This is a genomic window from Oscillatoria salina IIICB1 (assembly GCF_020144665.1).
In the GTDB taxonomy this organism is placed as follows: domain Bacteria; phylum Cyanobacteriota; class Cyanobacteriia; order Cyanobacteriales; family SIO1D9; genus IIICB1.
In genome coordinates, this window is sequence record NZ_JAAHBQ010000026.1 from 21,481 (window position 1) to 44,623 (window position 23,143).

Sequence of the window (23,143 nt, forward strand, 5' to 3'; positions counted from 1 at the left end):
CTCCAATTAGTAAAAAGTAAATTATTTATTACACCTAAGTCTGTACGATTTTGCACCTAAATACTAAAATCATTGGGAAATTTTGGCAGTGCCAAAATAAAATAGCACTGCCGTAGATATTATTAAGTGTCAAATGTCAAGGCTTTACCACGTACCTCAGTATTTAATTTACCTCGGTTGTAAACGATTTCACCATTGACAATCGTAACTTGGGGGAATCCAGTTAATTTCCAACCTGTAAAAGGACTCCAACCACATTTAGTTTGTAATTCTTCTTGACGAACTATATCATAGTTATCAAGATCGACAAGAACTAAATCCGCATCAAATCCCGGAGCGATCGCGCCTTTATTGGGGATACAATAAGCTTTAGCCACCGCAGTAGACATCCAATTTGAGACTTGAGCGATCGTACAACGTCCCTGCACTGCTTGAGTGAGCATTAAAGGTAAAGAAGTTTCCACTCCAGGCATTCCTGAAGGACTATTAGGATAGCCTTTCGCTTTTTCTGACAAAGTATGAGGAGCGTGATCTGTAGCGATAAAATCAATTACACCATCAAGTAAAGCCTGCCAAAGAATTGTATTATTTTCTGGACTTCGTAAAGGCGGATTCATCTGCGCTAAAGTACCGATTTCAGCATAAGCATCAGTATTTAATAACAAATGCTGTGGTGTAACTTCCGCCGTCACCCAACTAGGTTTATCATCACGCAATAACTCAGCTTCTACACCTGTGGAAAGATGCAGAATATGTAAACGTCGCTGATATTTTTTCGAGAGTTTCAAAGCCAACTTCGTCGCATTCAGCGCCGCTTGTTCATCTTGAATTTGTGAATGAATCGCCGGATCTGTTATACCCTTAAATTGTTGGCGACGTTGAATAATTCGAGCTTGATCTTCAGCATGAACCGCAATCAAGCGAGAGCCATTAGCAAAAATTGGCTCTAAAACTTCCTCCTCACTCACCAACAAAGCCCCGTGAGACGAACCCATAAAAATTTTAATTCCACAGGTAGGATTAACCGAAAGTAAATCTGACAAATTATCAGCCGTCGCGCCAATAAAAAAGCCATAATTAACCAAACACTTTTGCGCCGCACGACTAAGTTTATCATCCATCGCCGCTTGATTAATCGTCAGAGGACGAGTATTGGGCATTTCCAAGAAAGAAGTAACCCCACCCTTTGCACAAGCACAGCTAGCGGTAAACAAATCCTCCTTGTGTTCCAAACCTGGTTCGCGAAAATGCACTTGAGGATCGATTACCCCAGGAAACAAAGTCAAACCTCGTGCGTCAACTTCCACATCGGTTTCCGTCCCGACAATTTCGGGAGCAATGCGGGAAATTTTGCCCTTTTGGATGAGAACGTCACCCACTTGTAAATCCCCCTCTGGCAAGAGAATCCGGGCTTGACGAATTGTTAGATCGGCAGTAGAAGACATAATAAATTTGAAATTCGACTTAACTTTAATAGTCAAAATTGGGAATTGTGCAGTTAAATGAAAGAACAGCCCCTAGACAGGGACCAAACCACAGTAGAGATTTTTCCCTATTTTCCCTTGACTCACACTTGTAAATTTACCGTGATGGAATGGCTATGACTCAAGTACCCGAACAACAGCGACGCGCGAAAACTCAACCAAAAGCTGAAAATCCTTGGGTAGAAGCGCTGAAGACGGTTGGCTTGAGCGTCTTCCTAGCGATCGGGATTCGGCACTTTGTCGCTGAAGCACGTTATATTCCTTCTGGTTCGATGGAACCAACGCTACAAATCAACGATCGCCTAATTATCGAAAAGCTCAGTTATCGCTTTGGAGATCCAGAACGAGGAGATGTCGTAGTATTTTCCCCTACCCAAGCTTTACAAGATCGACAATTCAAAGATGCTTTTATCAAACGGGTAATTGGTTTACCTGGAGAGACAATCGCAGTTACAGATGGACAAGTTTATGTAGACGGCGAACCTTTAAGAGAAAATTATATTGCCCAAGGCGAGGATACTCAAGTGGGAATGTGTTTTCCTAATGATGTTCCCTACCTAGAGGAACCTGTTACTATCCCTGAAGACTCTTATTTGGTTCTAGGCGATCACCGTAACAATAGCTATGACAGTCGTTGTTGGGGTGTTGTCCCTCGCGAAAATATTATTGGTAGAGCAGTAGTCCGCTTTTGGCCCCTGAATCGACTTGGTGGAGTGGATAGCGAAGTTCCTTATTCTACTACCGTTGAGAATTAGATTCCTACTTTTAGGGATTGATTTCAAATCCTGGGGAAGAGGAATTTCAAGAAAACACTCTCTTGACTTTGGGTTTGGCGCGTTTGTTGATCTATTGGAACAAGTTTGTCAAAAAAGGCAAGTTTATTTTGGTAAAGTAAGTTCATATTTTACTTCTCAAACTTGCCCTAACTGTGGAACACATACAGTTGACTACTCCCCTCCCTCCGCGTTGCTAAAGGGAGGGGATTCACAAGTAGTTCTCTTTCCTCTTGCAGGCACAGTCAAGTTGCCTCTAGACGCTCAATATGTTGACATATAGCCGCATATATTGCGCTTACTTTTGTAAAAAGAAATTAAATCAAAGAGTCCATAGTTGTCCTGAGTGTAATTTTACGACTAATAGAGATGTTGCTGCGGCAATGATTGTTGAGCAAAAAGGACTTATAGCCGTTGGGCAGACGGTGTTACTGCCTACAGAGGAAGGAAGTTGAAAACGGGGCGTTTCTGATGCCAGAAACGCTAGTCTTCCCCGTAGAAGTAGGAAATCCAGTCAGTGATGATTGGAAGCCCACTCTGTAATTTTTAATTCAGAGTGGGAGATGTCACAAATTACCAAGCTCTAGTGCTTAGTTTCCCATTAACGAAACATACTGCTGACAGAACTGTCTTCGTGAATGCGCCAAATCGTCTCGCCTAGTAAGTTGGCTACCGTTAGCGTTCTTAACTGCTCGAACTGATTAGATTCAGGAACGGGGATCGTATTGGTAACGATTACTTCTTCAAACAATCCACTTGATAAACGTTCTACTGCGGGAGGTGAGAAAACGGCGTGAGTAGCACAGGCATAAATTTGACGCGCACCCACTTCTCGCAGCAAGCGTGCGCCTTCGGAAATTGTTCCGGCAGTGTCAATCATGTCGTCTACTAACACGGCTGTTTTACCAGCGACATCGCCGATGACGTTCATTACTTCGGCGACGTTGTGTGCTTGTCTCCGTTTGTCGATAATTGCTAGAGGCGCGTCGTTGAGCTTTTTGGCAAATGCTCTTGCTCGAGCAACTCCACCAACGTCTGGCGAAACGACTACTAAGTCGGAAAGTTGTTTACTTGCTAAGTAGTCGAGCAGGACTGGGGAACCGTAAACGTGGTCGAAGGGGATATCGAAATAACCTTGAATTTGCGCTGAGTGCAAGTCCATTGCGAGGATGCGATTTGCTCCAGCTTCGGTCATTAAATTCGCTACTAGCTTGGCAGCAATTGACTCTCGTCCGGCGGTTTTGCGATCGGCTCGAGCATAACCATAGTAGGGAATTACTGCGGTGATTTGCCGTGCTGAGGCGCGACGACAAGCGTCAATCATGATCAGTAATTCCATGAGATGATCGTTGACGGGACGGCAGGAAGGCTGGATTAAATAAACGTCACAACCTCGAATCGATTCTTGAATTTGAACGTAAAGTTCCCCATCAGCAAATTGCTTGCGTACCATTGGTCCCAAGTCCATGCCTAAATAACGGGCAACTTCTTGAGCCAGGGGTATGTTAGCAGAACCAGAAAATAACCTTAAGCGGTTGTTTTCTGAAAGTGGTGTCAGCATTGAAGACTGAAGTGGTAATGTGGCAGAACGGCTCACGGCAAACTTTTGAACCTCTTGATGACAGCATTCTTACCTTTTCAGCTTATAACTATTTACCCTCTACTTTCTTTGAAGAACCAAAAGATCCGGCGATCGCGCTACTTTTCTAGCTCTTTGGGTGAGTCTCACTCTGAAAATTGATAGATTTTACGGTTGACATTTTTCTTTCTTTGTCGATAATCTGCTCTAGGTATTCGGAACTGCGTTGGACGATAGATGCAATCTCCACCATCAGCCAAACTGAGCCGTCAGGCGAAGTGTAGCAGGGTGGAGTCGTTGAATCTCAGGTTATAATTTCCCTTTGTAACTGTTTATTTTTTTTTATATTCTTGACAAATGAAAAATTTGATGGTAAGCGGAACGGATACAGAAGTAGGCAAAACAGTATTAACGACAGCGATCGCGGCATATTGGCAAAAATATCGTAAGCCAGAAAGTTTGGGGCTGATAAAATTAATTCAAACTGGAGTAGGAGATATTGAGTTATACGATCGCCTGCTATCAGTGGAAGCGAAATCGCCGTTAGTTTTTCAGACACCCGTTGCACCACCAGTCGCAGCCGCAAAAGAAGGACGCACGATCGAATTAGCTAAAGTTTGGCAAGGGTTAAACGACTTACAGCAAAGAAAAGATTTTGTTTTAATTGAAGCATTAGGCGGACTAGGTTCGCCCGTCACTGGGGAGTTAACCGTAGCAGATTTAGCTGCCCAATGGCGATTAAACGTCGTCTTAGTCGTACCAGTCAGATTAGGCGCGATCGCCGCTACTGTAGCTAATGTCGCCCTCGCTTCTCAAACTAAAGTACACCTCAAAGGTATTATCCTCAACTGTACTCAACCCGAAACAGAAGCCAAACTTAACGATTTAACTCCCATTGAGTTAATTGAATCTTTAACGAATCTACCAGTTTTAGGTATTTTTCCTTATTTAGCCGATCCGACTGACTTAGAAAAACTAACTCAAATTGCCTCAAATTTAACTTTGATCGATTGTCTTTAAACTTCTGGAGTTGAGATTGGCTACTATTGGGTAAAATTTCCCACAATAAGCATATCGCCCGGAAGTGCACTTGAACTAAAGTTAATGTAATTGTTTGACGGAAAGAGCAAATTTTTTAGCGCAAATACCGAGATTGCATTAAAGCTGAACGAAAGATTACTCGCAATTTGATTTGGGATCTGATCTCGAATTTGCTGATTTACCTGCGCTTCTAAGTCATCCGATCCCGATGGTCCTCCGCCGGAAAGGTGTCCTGTGACGTTAACTGCTTGACCTGATGTGGCGATGGTAATTGTTTGATTGCGTCCCGAATCGCCCACACTTAAGCTAAGTGTTGCGTTAGTTTCGATGCTTACATCAGTTGATAACTGGCGATCGCTACATTTCGGACTGCAATTAAAGAAACAGGGATAGTAGCTATAACACGAATGTTCATTGTACTTTAATGTATTCTGCTGTGTGCCGCCATAAGCCACTTGTCCATCATTCTGTACGGTAAGCGTTGTATTATTTAGCGACCAACTAACCGTGTTACCGCCCGGTATGGAGTAGGTATAAGTAGTCGTAGACCCACCACCACCTTGCGGATTGGAAGTTGAGCTTGTATGGTTAAGCTTACTCAAGTCTACTGAAGCTGAAACCGAGGCACTGGTAAATTTCCCCGACCATGCCTTGTGCGGATCTTGAGGATCTACTCCCGCAAGTGTCCAATTACTGTTTTGCAAACTTTGCGGTAGTACGTCTTCAAATACAACTTCTGAGCGCACCATCATACTACTGTCCTGTCCTTCTGGAAGTGGTTCGGGAATATTGTTCAGAAATGCTTGGGAGTAATTAAGTAATCCCCGTCCCCCTGTCATAATAAAGAGTTGCAACATTTGCGTACTCGATGCCGATTCATAGGGTTTAAACAAAAAGTTGCTTGGTTTTAGTGCTTTAAGAGTGGGAATATGGGTCAGGTCGAGTTCGTTGATCAGAAAAATCACTGGGTTATTGACAAAGTATGCTTTGACTTGCTTATTGAACTCCACCTTGGTAACATCGCTTAAGTCAATATTGCTAATTGTAAATGCCCCTTCTGCCATATTTAGCTGAACTTTCAGGACATCATGTACCGCACCATCTACAACTGTCTGACCCGCTACTTTACCAAGGTCGATGATCGCTGTCAAAGTCTCACCACTAATATCTTCCGGTGAATCGCAATTTATCGGTCCAGAGCCAACTTTTGAGCATTTCTGCACCGAACCGCTAAGGATCTCCATCTTCAGGGTCGCACTATTAGTGCTGTTAACACTGAAGGTCAACAAGGGATAGCCGTAGTTGATGGTGAATTTATTGATTACCGTCACACCTCCGGGATAATCTTCGGAAGTATCAACCGTAATCGTGTTTTTGTAGGTGGTATTTGTTTTCAGAGATTCATACTGATCTCGAAGTGCAGAGTTAATCTGGTCTAAACCCATATTAAAAACAACGTCCCACCCATTGGTACAGGTTCCTTGAGCATACATCTGTGAAATAAGCTCCGAAGTAGAAGGACGTGTTGCTGTTGCCAGAGCCATTGGTCTCGGCGCTGGTGCTATTTGGCGTTCCCTCAAAGCCGTAGGCGCAGCACCAAGCATTATGCCCATTCGCTTGGCAGCCTTGAGCCGGAGCATCTCCTGTACATCGACAATGCGGGCTTCCAGTACAAATGAAAGGGTAATTGTGAGGAGATCTTTGTTGAATTTAATTCCTTTATTAGTCTGGGTATCGGGGAAAGATATCTCCCAGGTGGAAAACGGCGTAATCGGACTAACACCATCAGACCAAGAGCGGCCGCCATCGGAGAAATTAGGAGTATTTCCGTCAACCTGATAGTCATAAACTCGCTCGCGCCAGGGTGTCCGGAAATTGAGAGGATCGCGTTCGATGTTGCGATCGTGAAATGGAGTACCGTTATAGGCAAGTTTTAACAAGTAATTACCGCTTTCAGTCGATTCCACACCATCAATTGTCGCCACAACTGAGACAATCCGAACATCCACATAACGGAAGAAAAGCGGTGCATCAACAAAGATAGTTGTGTTAAAAATTGCTCCGCCAGTTAGGTCAGACGGTTTTACATTAGGTATCGTAAAGTTCAGGGGATTGGTAATGCCTTTTTGATACTGTGCCAATGCAGATTTTGCCGCGATCGTGGTAGCATTTTGCTGCACGATTGCTGCGCTGAACTTTAAAAGACTAAAGGCTGAAATTAAGGTTGCTGGCTGTAGGTTTTCGTATTGCAGTGCTAGGTCTTTTTGCAAGAAGGCTTTAGCCAGTATAGTAAGCATCTGATTTTGAATAAATACAAGATGCCCAGTTAAGCCCATCAGATCGATCCCTGCTTTATCAAGGTCTTGAATATCTTGAGGCTTAAGTTTGTCTTGAAGTGCTGCAAGCCGTGCAGCCTGATTGGCATTGATCTGTTTTTGCTGCTGATTTGTGTAGATATCGCGTTCGATCGCATGGAGGGATGACTCGGCATTGGTGACGGCTTTACCCCGCAGTATGAGGGTTGAAAATGCAGCCTGAAGTGCAGCTTTCTCCACTTTTACATCTGGACCTGTTGCCATAATCTGGTTAAATTGAATAGACATTTCATCCCAAGACAAGGTTGAAGGGCTTCCAAATGCAGCACCCTCAAGTCCGTCTAATGTCTCTTGGGCTCCCTGTAGTCCTTTTAGACCTGCTACGGCACCATTGTAAAGTTTAGAAGTAGCATTGAGAACATTCAGTGTTTTTTGGATTGTTTGCACCGTTGTACCAAGCTCTTTAACTGCACTAATTGATGAAGACGGGATGGCGATTGTCGTGCCGAGATTAAAGAGATTTGTGGCGACATCTAACCCAAATTTAATTGCCTCCATTGTCTGCCACTGCTCTACCGCAGACTTATATTGCTGTACGGCAAAATCAACATCACCTTGTGCAGAAAAGAGCAACCCCTTTAGCTCATTTATCTTGGTTTGTTGCCTTTGTGCTTCTTGTTCTTTCTGACTTATTAGGGCATCGTAAAACCCTTCCATATCTTTTTGTTGTGCGACATTTGCATCGATAATGCCACTCACAAGCTCGCCAGTATTAATAATATTCTGATTAAGTGTATTAGCCACATCAATGGTAAGCTCTTCCAATCTTCGGTTGGCTATTCTCTGATTGTTTTGGGCAATTTGGAGCTGAATGCGGTCAAGATAATCTAAGATACTGACAATGTACTGGTCATACTCTTCTGCGGGTAAGATCGGGACGAAGCTACCATAGTTTGGATTGATGGCATAATTAGCAAGATCGAGAGCCCGTACCCTTAGAGCCAAAAGCTCTTCATCGCTGGTTGTAGCAGGGATAATAGTGGCGAGCCAATTGAGATAGTTGCTGATAAACGCTTGGAGAGCAGTGCTTTGCTGACTTGTCTGGTCGCTCATGACTGCTTCGGCAAAGGTCATGGAATATTGAAGACTATTGACTAGCAGTGGCAGAGAATCATTAGGTGGAACTACTCGCACATCAGAATCTACCACTACGCTGCTGCCATCGAGAGCAAATTTAATGCCGTCAACAATAACGTTATATGCAGTTCCTGATTCGTTTTGAACCATTAATGCGCCTAAAAATTCGTTGCACCCAATCTCTAATGATGTAAAAGCACTATCACTCAGCAAAATATTCTTTGGTTGTGCATCGGTGCGCATATCAAGCACTTGAGCGAACAGTTTTATGTTGCTTCCTGGAATTGCTACTTCTGCACTACCTGAAGCAGTAAGAACATTGCTAAATAGAATAAAGTTCTCCACCTCCTCTTTTGCCACAAACTGCATCTGTGCTAGATCGAGTCTTACTTTATAGACATCGATCGTCGGGGTAGCAATATACGAAACTAGGTTTGGCAAATCTTCTGGCAACATTGAAACAAAATCACGGTTATCATAAATCGCAAAATTTGCATCAATATTTGTTCGGTATTTTTGCACCATCGCTGCTTTAAATACCCTTTGCCACAGCAAGCCTCGCTTTTGTTCGATCATTACACTAAGACTTGCCAGTTGAACTTCTATAACCGTCTGCTCCTGAAACTGTTGTTCTAATGTAATTAAAGAAAGTTTGGAGTTGGTGTTGAAAAGCGAGAAAATACTATTTTTATATGACCATAGTGTATCAATCCAATCTCCATTCCTCAGTGTTGTCTGAAATATGTCCGAATTACTCAAAGAAATGAGGTTTCCGTAATCGGACACATAGCCGAATATACCGGTAGCACTGTCAGTAGTAAACTGTGCAAAATCCTGCGAACCGGGACCACTAAGTGGATTTTTTCCATTAGCATAGGCGGGTTTAATTTTGTCGAATTTCTCTCGCGTGTAGGCGAAAACCTGCAAAATAGTATCGCCTAACAGCACAGAAGAGACATAATGCGTTCCATAATCAGCAAATGAATCGAGTTCTTGTGTAGCGGTTTTGACATTAAGCACACCATCAAAATCATGGGTTCTGACTCTTCCTCCGTGGCGAAGTTTGATGATATCAAACTTAAAATCTTCGGTTAAGTGGTAGGCAGCATCAGGATTTCCCGGACGTGCATGGACTAAAATACCGCTAGCAGCCGAAGCGTGTGTATCTGAACCATCAAGACGAGTTAGTTTCACTAAGGCGTAGCAATAATTAGGATTTGTTAGATCCACCCCAATAGTTTGAGATAATTGCCTTAATGCAGCTTGATTATTGGGCATACCTACTAAAAGTGCGCCTGCTCCAATTTTAGGTGCGTCTATGTCACTTGCGGGACTGACTACTTTGTAAGGAATTAGCTCGTCTAATAAACTTTTTACAGATTCGTGAAGTGTAATATCTGGAAAAGACCAATTTCCACGGTTCGACACTGGCTCTATGGGTTCGGACTGTATCGCCTGTTTTTTTGGTTTTGGTAAAATATTCGTTATTTGATTGCTTGGGTTCCAAGCAGGATTCAGCCCGTCGATAAGATTGGTAGAAAGACCTATTTCGATTTGGGAGTTCAATTGAGACATAAACTTTTAAAGATAAAAATTTAACTACTAACTAACCTGAAGTTTAGATTCAGTTGACTTCAAGAACTTACTCTCTTTTCTCATTTGAAAATAAACGAAAATAAAAGTCACATTTCTTAATGAATCTAGCTAAAATTTAAGGTTTAGTCTCAACTTCAGTAATCTTTGTCCCAAAAAAGGAAAAACTTAATGCTGCACCATTTACTGGAAGCTTCGACTAATTACTCATCAATGTTTAAGCTAGCGCTACCCAGGCAAGATCCCGCTCTTCATCTTTGGCAACAAGACTTTACCCGAACTAAATAGAACTTAATTTCCTTTAATCACTAATTGGGTATATAATAAGGTAGTTGAACAAAATGGGTAATTCCTAGTGCATCAGTGAGAAGCCAACAGTCCTGTTTGAATGAACTGAATAAGACGCTAAGAATTTGGGGAATTACCTGGTTTAACCAGCAGTTGAGTCGGAAAAAAGCAGCACTCAACTAGCTTCAACTTTTCCTAACATTAGGAGTCTTGTTCTATGAGTACCGTTTTACAACGCCAACGCGAACTCAACATTAGTGAAGTATGGTCAGAATTTGCTAATTGGATAACCAGTACCGAAAACCGAATTTATATTGGCTGGTTTGGTGTACTGATGATTCCGACACTTTTAGTAGCGACCATTACCTTTGCGATCGCCTTCATTGCAGCACCTCCGGTAGACATGGAAGGAATTCGCGAACCGATCTTTGGCTCAATTTTAGGCAGTCACAATCTCATCACCGCAGCCGTAGTACCAACCTCAGCCGCAATTGGTTTACATTTTTATCCCATTTGGGAAGCCAGTTCAATAGAAGAATGGCTTTACAACGGCGGTCCTTATCAACTCATTCTGCTACATTTTTTAATTGCCATTTGGACTTATCTCGGACGGCAGTGGGAATTAAGTTACCGCTTAGGAATGCGCCCTTGGATTGCCGTAGCTTTTTCCGCCCCCGCATCTGCGGCAACCGCCGTTTTGCTAGTTTATCCGATCGGACAGGGTAGTTTTTCGGAAGGAATGCCCTTGGGAATTTCTGGTACATTCTATTTCATGTTTGGACTACAAGCACAGCACAACCTGTTAATGCACCCGTTTCATATGTTAGGTGTTGCCGGAGTCTTAGGCGGTGCCTTATTAAGTGCGTTGCATGGCTCATTAGTGACCAGTAGTTTAATTCGGGAGACCAGCGAGCTAGAATCGATCAATGCCGGGTATAAGTTTGGTCAGCAAGAAGGAACCTATAATTTACTCGCCGGACACTCAGGCTTTTTGGGACGATTGTTAATTCCCGGATTAGGCATTCGCAATAGTCGTTCCGTCCATTTTCTGATGGGTGCTTTACCAACAATTGGCATTTGGTTTGCCGCATTGGGAATTAGTACGATGGCATTCAATCTCAATGGATTTAACTTCAACCAATCGATTCTCAATACTGCGGGGAAAGTCATTCCTACCGATGCTGACTTAATCAATCGTGCAAATCTAGGTATTCAAGCGATGTACGCACCGAATACGCATCATTTTCCCAATTTGCTGGCAGGGGGTCAGCCGACTCCAGTTAGCTTGTACAGTGTAGGTTAAGCAATTTATTGGGACTAACTTTGTCTTTGAACGCAGCAACTCATGTTTTCCTTAACTGAGTTGCTGCATTAGCATTGAAAGGGTATTTTATATCTGCATTCATCCGCATAAAAAAATCAGTTAATTAGTGCGATAATTAACTTCATTAACCACATTAACCACTTGTGAGATCGCCGCAGCTTGTTGATTGGCAGTCAAAGCAATTTGTTGATTATTCAAGACAATTTCGTCAATTGCTGCCGCGACACCTTGAAAACTGGCGGCGGTTTCTCTGGTTAACAGCACACTCGATTGAGTAGTTTTAATTCCTTCATCGGTTGCTCGTACAGTGGAGTTAACTGCTTGATTAATTTCCGCAATCAAGATTCCGATTTTTTCTGCAAACTCTTTACTTTGGTCAGCTAATTTACGAATTTCCGTTGCTACCACACCAAAACCTTTACCATGTTCTCCAGCGCGAACCGCTTCAATCGAAGCATTCAAAGCTAACATATTAGTTTGGTTGGCTAAATTACGAACCATGCGAGAAATATCGCCGATTTGTCCTGCTTGTTGTTGAGTGCGAAGAATTTCTGCCGCGATCGCCTCCACGTTCTCTTGTAATCTGGTCATACTAGCTTCTGTACGCTCAACTGCCTCGATTCCTTGTTGAGAAAGGTTTAAAGCTTTTTTGGCGCCTGAATCGGCTGCTGAAGCTTGTTCGGCGGTTGTTCTTGAAGCGGTATCTAACTCATTCATCGTCGTGGTAATTTCACTAAATGTCGTCGCCAGTTGATTCGCCATGATTTCTCTTTCTTGCGCTTTCACTTCTAAATCTTGAAACGCTTGTTTGAGGGAAGCTTGAGCTTGACGACGTTGAATATCGATCGAACCCAGCGATCGCGCACTCCACCAAATTAACACGGAAAAGATAATCACATTTAACATTCCAATTAAAGATATGCCCATCTCTGGGGAATAAATTTCTCGGCGAAAACCAACTAAAATTAACCAACATAAAATTGGCGGAATTAAAATCGCGGCGGGAAACAAACGTTGAGCCATCATGCCCCCAGCGCTATCATTAAGTACAACTGTCATTACGCCAGCATCTTTACTAGCTAACAAAATGCCGACACAAAGCAAAATGAAGGCAACGGCAGTATGTAAAGCCATTGCGGTAAATGAAGAGTCAAATTTGTAAAAGACAGCATTGCCGTAGATATAGCCCAAGAAACCCAGAAACGCCACTAAAAAAGCTAAGATTGTCAAAAACTGCGCCGGAAGATAATTAGGGCGAGGAATACAAAACAGTACCAAAGCCGATCCTAGCAGTAAAAAATTCACAGCGCTATTCGGTGCCATTCGTCCTGGAGAAGCTGTAGCTACCACATCCCCCGATTCGCGAAAAATCAGTTCATCGATACCCAAATTAACATCAAAACCATATTGTATCAGTGTGAGTAAGCCAATCAGCAACACCGCGATCGCGCAAATTAAAGCCGCCGGATTAGAATCGGGCGAATTTTTTTGTCGATGCCACAATAACAAAGATGTGCCACCGAAAATAAAGCCAAAAGCTGTATTCGCTTTCATCGTCACCAACCCAGGAATAACACTTTTCAGGGTAGTGATATCAAACATCCAACCAATAATCACAAAACTGCCAATGATAATGACAGCAATACTAGCTAACCAAGAAAGAAATTCTAACGAAGATTTCTGCGACTCAATTGACTCAATTTTTGCAGGCTGACGATTGCTTCCCATTGCTTGACAAAACTGAAAAATTTCTCTTTAGTCTTTCAATTCTACTGGGAAATCTGCTCGTCGGCGACTTAGCTAAATTTTCTTTCCCCAAACCTAATCTTGATTTTCGGCTTGTCAACTATCTGCCAACTATCTTAACTATTCTCTACCTAGCGCAATAGGAATATTTTCTTTAAAAAGGAGGATGTATTTTCACTGCATTGTGAATTAAAACATAAAGTAACCTCAGTAAAAAAGCAGTATTTTCTACAAGGAGAGTTTATTTTGCGAAAACTTATCTCTAATTCACCGAAAAAAATACCAACTTTAATCTCAGGATTATTAGCTACTTTTGCCCTCGGCTTTGCATCTCAACAAACCGCAAAAGCGCAAAACTATCGCTATCTCGAAATAGGTGATTCTGAATATTATGGAATGCCCGTTTATCTAGATGCCCAAAGTATCAATCCTTTGGATAATAATTCCTATAAATATACTACTTTAGTTGGCTTAAATAATCGTGAGTCTGAAGTTGATGCTATTGTTGATTGCCATGACACGAGTTCTCTTTATTTACTTGAAGCGCGTTACTACGACAATAACGGCGATCTTGAGGAAACAAAAATTCTCAATCGGCAACAACAACTTAATTTAAACAACCCTAACTATAATGCTAATCGGACTGTTTGCAATGAATTAGTGCAATACGTCGATATCCCCGCAAGAGAAAATGTTAACTATGACCGATATTATAATCCCCGTTTTAATTTTTCTGTTCTTTATCCTCCTAATTTAGTTTCACCTCAAAGTCCGCCCCAAAATAATGACGGACGCGAGTTTCTTTCCAGCGATGGTAGTATTTCTATGCGTGTTTTTGGCAGCAACAATGCGCTCAATCAAACTTTAGCAGAAATCTATGATGAACAATCCCAAGAAACTCCTAGCAGACAAGTTACTTATCGAACTAGGGGAGAGGATTGGTTTGTGGTTTCTGGCTATGAAAATGGCGAAGTTTTTTATCGCAAAACTTATCTGCGTAATGGAGATTTCAAAACTTTAATCATTCGTTATAATCGAGCTTTACAACCTGAATTCGACCCAATTGTTACGGAAATTTCTCAATCATTTAGAGGTTGATTTCAGCAAAATATAGTCAGGTAATAATGCTACTTGTTGACAAGGAAAATTTTCGCCCTAAAACGAGAGTGAGAAAGGTTCTAGAGAATCGCTTAATTTTTTGTCAATCATGACGATAATTTGGCAAAATGACATTTAAACACATTGTCAATTTCCCAGAAAAAAAATAAACTTCAAAAATATTAATTCTGCCGTTAGTAACGAACTTAGCAAAAACTAAACTAAGCACAAAAATATCATGTTTAAACAAAAGTCAATTTTAATAAATTGTGGGCTATTTTTTAGTTTAGCAGGCGTAACTGCTTGTAGTAATAATGTTAGTAATGTAACGGGAAACCCCGAATCAAATCAAATCGCTCAACCCAATAACCAGACTGCTAACGAAAGCTATAACGTGCAAGTTTACTTCCCCGAAGCTGGAGGAGAATTTACCGATACAGAAGCAGTAACGAGGACAACTGAAAGTGCCGCAGTCGCGGAATTTGCCCTCGAAGAATTAATCGCAGGTCCAACTTTCCCAGAAAGAGAAAGAGGCTTAATAGATCCGATAGAATTTCGCGGGGAATCGAATTGCGGGGAGAATTTTACAGTAGGAATTAAAAATGGTGAAGCGCGAGTCCAATTTTGTCGCGATGTAGTTACTCAAGGTGTAGGAGATGACGCGAGAATCCAAACTTCAATCAAGCAAACACTCAAGCAATTTTCCACTGTAGATTCCGTAGTAATTTTAGACAAAAATGGTAACTGTTTTGCTGATGCTAGCGGCAGAAATCAATGTTTGTCAGCAGAGACAAGAGAAGTGCAAGTTTACTTCCCCGAAGCCGGAGGAGAATTTACCGATACAGAAGCAGTAACAAGGACAACTGAAAGTGTGGCAGTCGCGGAATTTGCCCTCGAAAAATTAATCGCAGGACCTACTTTCCCAGAAAGAGAAAGAGGCTTAATAGATCCGATAGAATTTCGCGGCGAATCGAATTGCGGGGAGAACTTTACAGTAGGAATTGAAAATGGTGAAGCGCGAGTCCAATTTTGTCGCGATGTAGTTACTCAAGGTGTAGGAGATGACGCGAGAATCCAAACTTCAATCAAGCAAACACTCAAACAATTTTCCACTGTAGATTCCGTAGTAATTTTAGACAAAAATGGTAACTGTTTTGCTGATGCTAGCGGTAGAAATCTCTGTCTCCAGTCAGCATAATTCCAGAGACTAGACATTGCCAAAAGTAGATATTTCCTAGAAAATACGGAGAGAGGTATAAAGCCCATATCACACAACAAGTTACCCAGTCAGGATAGGATGGAATTCCTGAATGAAATTGAAAATTACAGAAAACTGATGGTTTCAACTTTTCCGACTGGTAACTCAATTGAAGGCGATCGCGAAGCGCTGCAAAGCGCAGATCGCGTTCGTTTAGAAATTAGAGCTTTACAATCTAAGTTAGTACGATGGCGGCGTAGTTTGCACCAAAAACCAGAGTTAGGTTTCCAAGAGGTACTAACTTCCCAGTTTGTGGACGAAAAATTGACAGCTTGGGGCATCGAGCATCAAACACAGATCGCCAAAACTGGTATAGTAGCAACTATACCTGGAAATAGTCCCGGTCCGGTGCTAGCTATTCGCGCCGATATGGACGCTTTACCAATTCAAGAACAAAACGAAGTAGCTTATAAATCGCAGCATAAAGGTATTATGCACGCTTGCGGTCACGATGGACACACAGCGATCGCACTAGGTACGGCTTATTATCTCTCACAACATCGCCAAGATTTCTCCGGTACTGTCAAAATTATCTTTCAACCTGCTGAAGAAGGACCCGGAGGGGCTAAACCCATGATTGAAGCAGGTGTCCTGAAAAATCCGGATGTCGATGGGATAATCGGATTGCATCTGTGGAATAACCTTCCCCTGGGTACGATTGGCGTGCGTCAAGGGGCTTTAATGGCAGCAGTAGAGTTATTTCGCTGTACAATTCAAGGTAAAGGCGGACATGGGGCGATGCCGGATCAAACTGTTGACGCGATCGTCGTAACTGCCCAAATTATCAATGCTTTACAAACAATTGTTGCTCGTAATATTAACCCCATTGATTCCGCAGTTGTTACAGTGGGCGAACTCCACGCAGGTTCGGCAATGAATGTCATCGCTGATAGTGCCAAAATAAGCGGTACTGTGCGTTATTTTAATCCCCAATACGAAGGTTATATTAGTCAACGCCTGGAGGAAATTATTGCGGGAGTTTGTCAAAGTCACGGCGCTAGTTACGAGTTAGATTACTGGCAATTATATCCGGCTTTAATTAATCATCATCAGATGACAGAATTAGTGCGTTCTGTGGCTACTGATGTAGTAGAAACGCCCGCAGGTGTAGTTCCCGAATGTCAAACAATGGGTGGGGAAGATATGTCTTTCTTTTTGCAACAAGTACCTGGTTGTTATTTCTTTCTCGGTTCGGCTAATCCAGAGAAAGGTTTAGCTTATCCACACCATCATCCTCGCTTTGATTTTGATGAATCAGTTTTATCTATGGGTGTAGAAATGTTCGTTCGTTGTGTCGAGAAATTCTGCCGTTAACTAGATTTATTTTTAGTAATTGTAGTTGGCTAGGCATCATTTTGTAGAGACGTTTTTAGCGACGTCTCTACATCAATTGGTCGCATTTTCTTTTTCTTTTCCGAGGGGCTAAATTTGAGAAGGCAACTTGACAGTAAATGTAGTTCCTTGACCGACTTCACTTTGAACTTCAATCGTGCCATTATGAAAGTCTACCGATCTTTTCACAATTGCTAGCCCTAATCCAGTTCCGGGAATTGCACCGACATTTTTAGCTCGATGGAAGGTTTCAAAAAGTCGTTGGCGATCGGCTTCAGGAATACCAATTCCGGAATCTTTAATCTCAAAAATTAGGTAATTTTCTTGAGCGGCGATCTTCAAGCTTACTGAAGTATTATTAGGTGAATATTTGACGGCATTGGAAAGTAAGTTAATCAGGATATGATGTAGTAATTTTTCGTCTAGTATAGCTTCAGTAAATTCACTTTCAATATCCAAGTCGATCTCGTGGTTATTTTGGTCGGCAACTTGAATATCTTCTACTAATTGACGACAAAGATTGTTCAGATTAATTTTCCGAGGATTGAATTCGATTTTTCCGGCTTCTGCTTTGCCGATGAGTAAGATATCATTGAGCATTTCTGTCATTCGTTGAATGGCAGTTTTAATTCTTTGAATGTGAGTCAATTTTTTCTCCTCTGACCACTGATTCATGTAGATTCTTAGTAAGTCAGATGAGAACAAAATTGTTGACATTGGCGTTCTGAATTCGTGGGAAACCATCGAAACAAAACGCGATTTCAGTTCGTTAAGTTCCTTTTCTTTTTCCAGGGCTTTTCTGATTTCAGTTTCGGCTCGACACCGGGCTAAAGCAATTTCTACAGTGGTATGTAAATCTTTCTCTTGAAAAGGTTTAACAATATAACCAAAAGGTTGAGTTGCTTTTGCCCGTTCTAAAGTGGTAGGATCGGTATGAGCGGTAAGAAAAACCACAGGTAATTGCAAATCAGTGCGGATTTTTTCAGCAACTTCTACGCCATCGAGGGAACCTTTTAACATAATATCCATCAGAATTAAGTCTGGTTGGATTTTTTCGGCTTTTTCCAGGGCTTTTTCGCCAGTAGCGATGACAGCAGGGACGTTATAGCCTAATCTTTTTAAGCTATTTTTAATATCCATGCCAATAATTACTTCATCTTCAACAACTAAAATTGTAGGTTTCATTTTTCTGCTTTGTTCGGTTGGTTAAATGTAATTGTGAAAGTAGTACCTTGGTGCGAGTAAATCTCAATTTCTCCGTTCAGTTGTTCGGTTAAATTGGAGACTAATTGCAAGCCTAATGATTCAACTTCGCTCAGGTCGAAATCGGGAGGTAAACCGACTCCGTTATCGGCGACTGTCAAGGATATTTTACCTGGTTCCGGTTGCAAAAATTTCACCCATATTTCACCTTGTTTTTGCTTGGGGAAACCATATTTGAATGAGTTAGAGACTAATTCATTAATAATTAAGCCGCAAGGTATGGCGGTGTCGATATCGAGTTGAATTTTCTCTAATTGTAGTTGTAATTGAAGGTGATTTGGTGAGATATTGTAGGAGCGAAATAAATTTTCGGTTAGGTCGCTAATGTAGGTGGATGCGTCAATTTTTGCTAATCCTTGGGATTGATATAATTTTTCATGGATTAGCGCCATCGATCTAACTCGATTGTAACTTTCAGTGAATAAGCTGAGAGTGTCTTCATCGGTGATATAGGCAGATTGGAGTTTGAGCAAGCTAGAAATAACTTGCAAGTTGTTTTTGACACGGTGGTGAATTTCTTTGAGTAGTATTTCTTTTTCTTTCAGTGAGGATTTTAATTGCTTTTCTGCTTGTTTTCGTTCGGTGATGTCGCGATACATCCATAAATGTCCGGTATAGTTTCCTTGGACAAAGATTGGCACGTAATCTCGTTCTAAAATTCGACCATCACTCATGCTAATTTCTTCATCAGTGATTACTTGTTTACCTTGAGAAACTTCGAGATGATGGTGAAGAAATTGTTCAGATTCGGCAAAAAGATGTTGATGAGTTTGAGCGAAGTTGGAAAAATCGGCTCCGATTAAATTCGCTGGAGAAACGGAGAGATTAAAGAGATCGCAAAATGCTTGATTAACCATAATAACTCGCTTGAATTCATCTTTAACTAAAATGCCGAGTTGGAGATTTTCAATCAAAGTTGCGAGGCGAGAAGTTGTGGCGCGGATTTCTTCTGCGGCTTCTTGGCGTTCGGTAATATCAGATTGAATGCCGATAAAGTGGGTAAGCGTACCATCATCTCCGTGGATAGGCGAAATGCTTAATTCATTCCAGAATAAACTGCCATCTTTGCGATAGTTGCGTAGGACAACGGTACAACTTTCTCCTTGTTTAATGGCAGCCCGTAGTTGCGTTAAACCAGGTTGGTCAGTGTCTGAACCTTGAAGAAAACGACAGTTTTTGTTAAGCACTTCACGAGCAGAATATCCGGTCATGCGCTCGAAGGCTGAATTAACATAAATAACAGGTAGGTCTGGCTTTCTGGCATCAGTGATAATAATGCCATTGTTGGTCGCGGCGATCGCTCTTTCTCTTAAGCGTAAGGCTTCTTCGGTTCGTTTGCGATCGCTGATGTCGCGACAGACGCAAATTAGTCCGCCTTCGGGAAGCCCAGTTAGGGAAATTTCTTCAGCAAATGTTGTCCCGTCTCGTTTTTTTGCTACTGCTTCTCCTTGCCATGTACCTTGTTGGATGAGGAGGGGAAAGATTTCCTCTTCGATCCGTTTGGCTTCGTCACAATTGTATAACTCTTGCCAAGTTTTGCCGATTAATTCTTCGGCACTGTTGTAGCCGAAAATTTGAGCGTGAGATTGATTAATATAGGTGTATTCACCTGCGGCGTTGATAATCGCAATACCGTCACTAGCTGCTTCTACTGCCGCTAATTGTCGTCGCATGGTTTCTTGTGCTTCTTTGTAGGCGGTGATGTCGCGGCAGACTCCAATTATTCCTAGTAATTCGCCTTCGGGTGAAAGATAGGGAGATTTAGTCGAAACAAAGATGTATTTACTGTCTTCAATTTCAATAGCTTCTTCGGTAATTAAAGTGCTTCCACTCCTCATTACTTGCCGATCTACTGCCCAAATTGGTTGAGCGGTTTCTGGTGCAAATAACTCTCGATCGGTTTTGCCTAAAACATTTTCGAGAGAACGGTTTAAAAATTTTGTTCCTGCTGGATTGATCAAGACGTAGCGTCCAATTTGGTCTTTAATAAAGATCGAGTCTTTACTGTTTTCGACAATGGCGCGGAGTTTAAATTCACTGTCGCGCAAAGCATTTTCTGCTTCTTTGCGCTCGGTAATATCCATAACTACGCCACTCATACCGATAGCTTCACCAGCTTGGTTATAAATTACATCACCTTTACTAGCGACCCAACGAATTGTCCCGTCAGCCCAAATACAGCGATGTTCGAGTTCGTAGGGTATTTTTTCCTCAAAAGTCTGATTTATTGTGTTGAGGATCGAGTCGCGATCGCTTTCGGGAACGCAGTTGAGATAAGCGACAAGGGTGCCAGAAAAAGTATTAGGTGCAAAACCAAAAATTAATTCGGTACCTGGAGACCAAATCAGTTTGTTGGTGGTGACATCCCAATCCCAAGTACCCATCTTGGCAGCATGGAGAGCCATACTCAAACGTTTTTCTTTCTCTCGAAGTGCTTCTTGAGCTTGTTTGCGATCGGTGATATCTGTGGAAATTCCACAAATTGCATAGGTTTCGCCGTTGCTATTTTTTAAAGGAAATTTAACGCTAATGTAGGTATGCAACCCATCTGGATGAGGAGCAATTTCTTCGACTTTAATTGGATTTTCGCTCTCCATTACCTGGCGGTTATTTTCTACAAATACCTCGGCGATGTCCTGAGGCCAACAAGCGTAGATGGTTTTGCCGATAAATTCTTCTTTGGTGACACCAAACAAATTTTCATACTGACGATTAATCAGTAAATATCGGTAATCGAGATCGGTAACATAAATAATTGCTGGTGAGTGATCTAAAATCGATTGGAGTTCCTGTTTGCTCTCCCTGAGTTGGGTTTCTACCTGGCGACGTTGAGCAATTTCTCGAGCAAGTTTGGCAACAGTTTGCTGTAATTCTTGAGTACGTTCTCGAATTTTGAGTTCTAATTCTTGATTCAGTTGTTGGAGAGCTTCTTCGGCAAGTTTTCGTTCGGTAATATCTTCATAGGTTCCCAAAATACCGATGACATTACCCTCAGCATCGTGAAGGGGAACTTTATTGGTATCTAGCCAACGTTCTTGATTATTTGCTTGTAGTTGAGTTTCGGTGATGTTATATTCGGGTGTATTTGTGGTCATTACCCAGCGATCGCACTGACGATACCAATCTGATTCTGTTTTTGTCCAGGGAAGGTCGTAGTCGGTTTTACCGATAACTTGCTCTGGATGCTCAAAACCAGCAGCGCGCGCAAAGTTACAGTTGCAGCCTAAGTAAACGGAATTTCTGTCTTTCCAGAAGATAAATTGAGGAATATTATCCATTACCAACTGCAACATTTGCTGTTTTTCTCTCAAAGCAGTTTCGGCTTTTTTTCGTTCTTGGAGTTCAGTTTGGATTTGTTGATAAAGTTCGGCTTGATGAATGGCGATCGCGCAATGATCGGCGATATTTTTGACAAAGGCGATTTCTTCTACCGTCCATTCTCGTTCGCGATCGCATTCGTGTAAGCTAATTCCACCGATGTAAGTTTCTTGGTAGAGTAACGGTAAGATCGCGATCGCGCGAAGGTTACATCTTTTGGCTGATGTTTGGATTTCTGGAGATAAACTACTCTCAATTCGAGGTAAAACTAAAGCTTCCCCTCGAGCTAACTGAGTTTGGTAGTGAGTATAAAAATCGCAGTGAATGTCGATTAAACTATCTTCTTGTGAGGTAGCTTCCGAAACATGATCGATTGCGAGTTTTTGCTCTCCATCGGGTCGAAAAATTAAGCAGCGACTGACATTTAAGGCTTCGTGGAGTTGATTAACCGTAGTTTGGAGAATTTGGTCTAAATCCAATGTTCCTCGCATCGCTTGGACGATTTGATTAACTAAAGCTGCTTGTTTGGCTTGTAGTTTTAATTTGGTACAATTTTCTTCGAGTTCGGCAGTGCGCTGTTGTACTTGTTTTTCCAGTTCGGCGTTACGCTGGCGTAAAATTGTCGCTTTTTCTGTTTCTAGTTGACAAATTGATTTTTGAGCGCGTTTGAGTCTTTTATACATTTGAATGGGTTCGAGCGATCGCAATAATTCCATTTCGGTAATTATGTTCAATCCGATACCCCAATCCTGAGAAACTAAGAGTAGGGAGCGGCGATCGCTCTGCATTTGTTGATAAGCTTCCAGGAGAGAATCTCCTGGTTTTAATTGATGTCCCAATCTCCCCATGACTGTAGCGGCAGATATCTGGGCTAAATCCATTCCTAATGCCCAAGTTTGGATGATTTGGCGTTCGCTGATTATCCCCACTGGGAGAGAGTTTTCTCCGGTAATTACGACGCCAATCGCTTGATTTTCGGCACTCAATTGAGCGATATTTTCTACTGAGCTAGTCTCCGGGACAGAGATTACTGGAGATTTGCTTACTTCTCCCACCGTACCCAGTCGAAACAAGTTCATTAATTTTAAAGCATGGAGAATCGTTTTCGGGGTAATAATACCTAACAATTTGCCGCGCTCGTCGGTGATGGGTAAATGACGAATTTGATTCTGACGAAAAAGTAATAGTGGTGTCAAAATATTTTCTGCATCACCCAAACGCAAACTAATTTCAGATGGTTGGAATAAGTCCAGAAATTGCACCTTACTATCGAGTTTAATTCCCTTGGCGATCGCCCGAACTAGATCGCGATCGCTAAATACTCCGAGAAACTGCCCCGATTCTTTTACTACTACATAATTAGTTTCTCTCGGCGCTTCTAATTCATTACTTACCCAGTCATCTGTAACAATTCGCTCCGAATTTGCTCTGTCAAAGCCCATTAAAGAGACAACTTCCGCCAATTCGATCTCGGAGTTGACAACCGTAAAATCACGATTAATTGCTTGCTCTAAACTGGGTAAACTTAGTAATGAATCCTGAAATACCATGACCTTATTGACGATCCAAATCTATTTAATTCAACGCCGATTGG

15 protein-coding genes are annotated in these 23,143 nt (G+C 41.9%); 9 read left to right on the forward strand and 6 right to left on the reverse strand.

Annotated features, from left to right (window positions below; translation table 11 throughout):
• Nucleotides 1-122 precede the first annotated feature (122 nt).
• On the reverse strand, nt 123-1,445 hold the full coding sequence (locus G3T18_RS09620) for a dihydroorotase (RefSeq protein WP_224410333.1): 1,323 nt from the start codon (nt 1,443-1,445) through the stop codon (nt 123-125).
• Nucleotides 1,446-1,600: 155 nt separating this feature from the next.
• Between G3T18_RS09620 and lepB the strand changes: the two genes are divergently transcribed.
• The 3 genes from lepB to G3T18_RS09635 are packed head-to-tail and all read left to right on the forward strand — an operon-like array spanning nt 1,601 to nt 2,712.
• Entirely contained in the window at nt 1,601-2,239 is a 639-nt protein-coding gene (gene lepB / locus G3T18_RS09625) for a signal peptidase I (protein ID WP_224410362.1), read from the forward strand.
• Nucleotides 2,193-2,540 (forward strand): zinc ribbon domain-containing protein, encoded by a 348-nt coding sequence (locus G3T18_RS09630; RefSeq protein WP_224410334.1) that lies wholly within the window; start codon nt 2,193-2,195, stop codon nt 2,538-2,540. The genes lepB and G3T18_RS09630 overlap by 47 nt, the downstream gene beginning before the upstream one ends.
• The gene (locus G3T18_RS09635; RefSeq protein WP_397333926.1) at nt 2,527-2,712 is read left to right on the forward strand and encodes a zinc ribbon domain-containing protein; all 186 of its coding nucleotides are present in this window, start codon (nt 2,527-2,529) and stop codon (nt 2,710-2,712) included. Before G3T18_RS09630 ends, G3T18_RS09635 begins: the two co-directional genes overlap by 14 nt.
• 146 nt (nt 2,713-2,858) lie before the next feature.
• Here the strand turns inward: G3T18_RS09635 and G3T18_RS09640 are convergent, their stop codons facing one another.
• Nucleotides 2,859-3,854, reverse strand: a complete 996-nt coding sequence (locus G3T18_RS09640) for a ribose-phosphate pyrophosphokinase (RefSeq protein WP_318013949.1) — start codon at nt 3,852-3,854, stop codon at nt 2,859-2,861.
• Here G3T18_RS09640 and G3T18_RS09645 point away from each other — a divergent pair.
• Nucleotides 3,809-3,967, forward strand: a complete 159-nt coding sequence (locus tag G3T18_RS09645; RefSeq protein WP_224410336.1) for a hypothetical protein — start codon at nt 3,809-3,811, stop codon at nt 3,965-3,967. The genes G3T18_RS09640 and G3T18_RS09645 overlap by 46 nt on opposite strands.
• A 226-nt stretch (nt 3,968-4,193) precedes the next feature.
• Nucleotides 4,194-4,856, forward strand: coding sequence for a dethiobiotin synthase (gene bioD / locus G3T18_RS09650; RefSeq protein WP_224410337.1), 663 nt, complete (start codon nt 4,194-4,196; stop codon nt 4,854-4,856).
• A 23-nt stretch (nt 4,857-4,879) separates the two neighbouring features.
• On the opposite strand, the gene G3T18_RS09655 is transcribed toward bioD, so the two are convergent.
• A complete protein-coding gene (locus G3T18_RS09655; protein ID WP_224410338.1) occupies nt 4,880-9,904 on the reverse strand; it encodes a hypothetical protein in 5,025 nt (1,674 codons plus the stop codon).
• A 523-nt stretch (nt 9,905-10,427) separates the two neighbouring features.
• On the opposite strand from G3T18_RS09655, the gene G3T18_RS09660 reads away from it, so the two are divergent.
• A complete protein-coding gene (locus G3T18_RS09660; protein ID WP_224410339.1) occupies nt 10,428-11,513 on the forward strand; it encodes a photosynthetic reaction center family protein in 1,086 nt (361 codons plus the stop codon).
• Between the two features lie 120 nt (nt 11,514-11,633).
• Here G3T18_RS09660 and G3T18_RS09665 read toward each other — a convergent pair whose 3' ends face one another.
• A complete protein-coding gene (locus G3T18_RS09665) occupies nt 11,634-13,262 on the reverse strand; it encodes a methyl-accepting chemotaxis protein (protein ID WP_224410340.1) in 1,629 nt (542 codons plus the stop codon).
• Nucleotides 13,263-13,526: 264 nt separating this feature from the next.
• Here G3T18_RS09665 and G3T18_RS09670 point away from each other — a divergent pair, with 264 nt between their 5' ends.
• The 3 genes from G3T18_RS09670 (at nt 13,527) to G3T18_RS09680 (ending at nt 16,950) form a co-directional block, all read left to right on the forward strand.
• Nucleotides 13,527-14,378 (forward strand): hypothetical protein, encoded by an 852-nt coding sequence (locus tag G3T18_RS09670; RefSeq protein WP_224410341.1) that lies wholly within the window; start codon nt 13,527-13,529, stop codon nt 14,376-14,378.
• A gap of 238 nt (nt 14,379-14,616) precedes the next feature.
• Nucleotides 14,617-15,576 carry a GerMN domain-containing protein gene (locus G3T18_RS09675; protein WP_224410342.1) on the forward strand — a complete coding sequence of 320 codons (960 nt, stop codon included), beginning with the start codon at nt 14,617-14,619 and terminating at the stop codon, nt 15,574-15,576.
• A gap of 138 nt (nt 15,577-15,714) precedes the next feature.
• Nucleotides 15,715-16,950, forward strand: coding sequence for a M20 metallopeptidase family protein (locus G3T18_RS09680; protein WP_224410343.1), 1,236 nt, complete (start codon nt 15,715-15,717; stop codon nt 16,948-16,950).
• A gap of 108 nt (nt 16,951-17,058) precedes the next feature.
• On the opposite strand, the gene G3T18_RS09685 is transcribed toward G3T18_RS09680, so the two are convergent.
• Both G3T18_RS09685 and G3T18_RS09690 read right to left on the reverse strand, forming a co-directional pair.
• Nucleotides 17,059-18,153, reverse strand: a complete 1,095-nt coding sequence (locus tag G3T18_RS09685) for a hybrid sensor histidine kinase/response regulator (RefSeq protein ID WP_224410344.1) — start codon at nt 18,151-18,153, stop codon at nt 17,059-17,061.
• Entirely contained in the window at nt 18,150-23,099 is a 4,950-nt protein-coding gene (locus tag G3T18_RS09690; protein WP_224410345.1) for a PAS domain S-box protein, read from the reverse strand. The genes G3T18_RS09685 and G3T18_RS09690 overlap by 4 nt, the downstream gene beginning before the upstream one ends.
• Nucleotides 23,100-23,143: the final 44 nt, after the last annotated feature.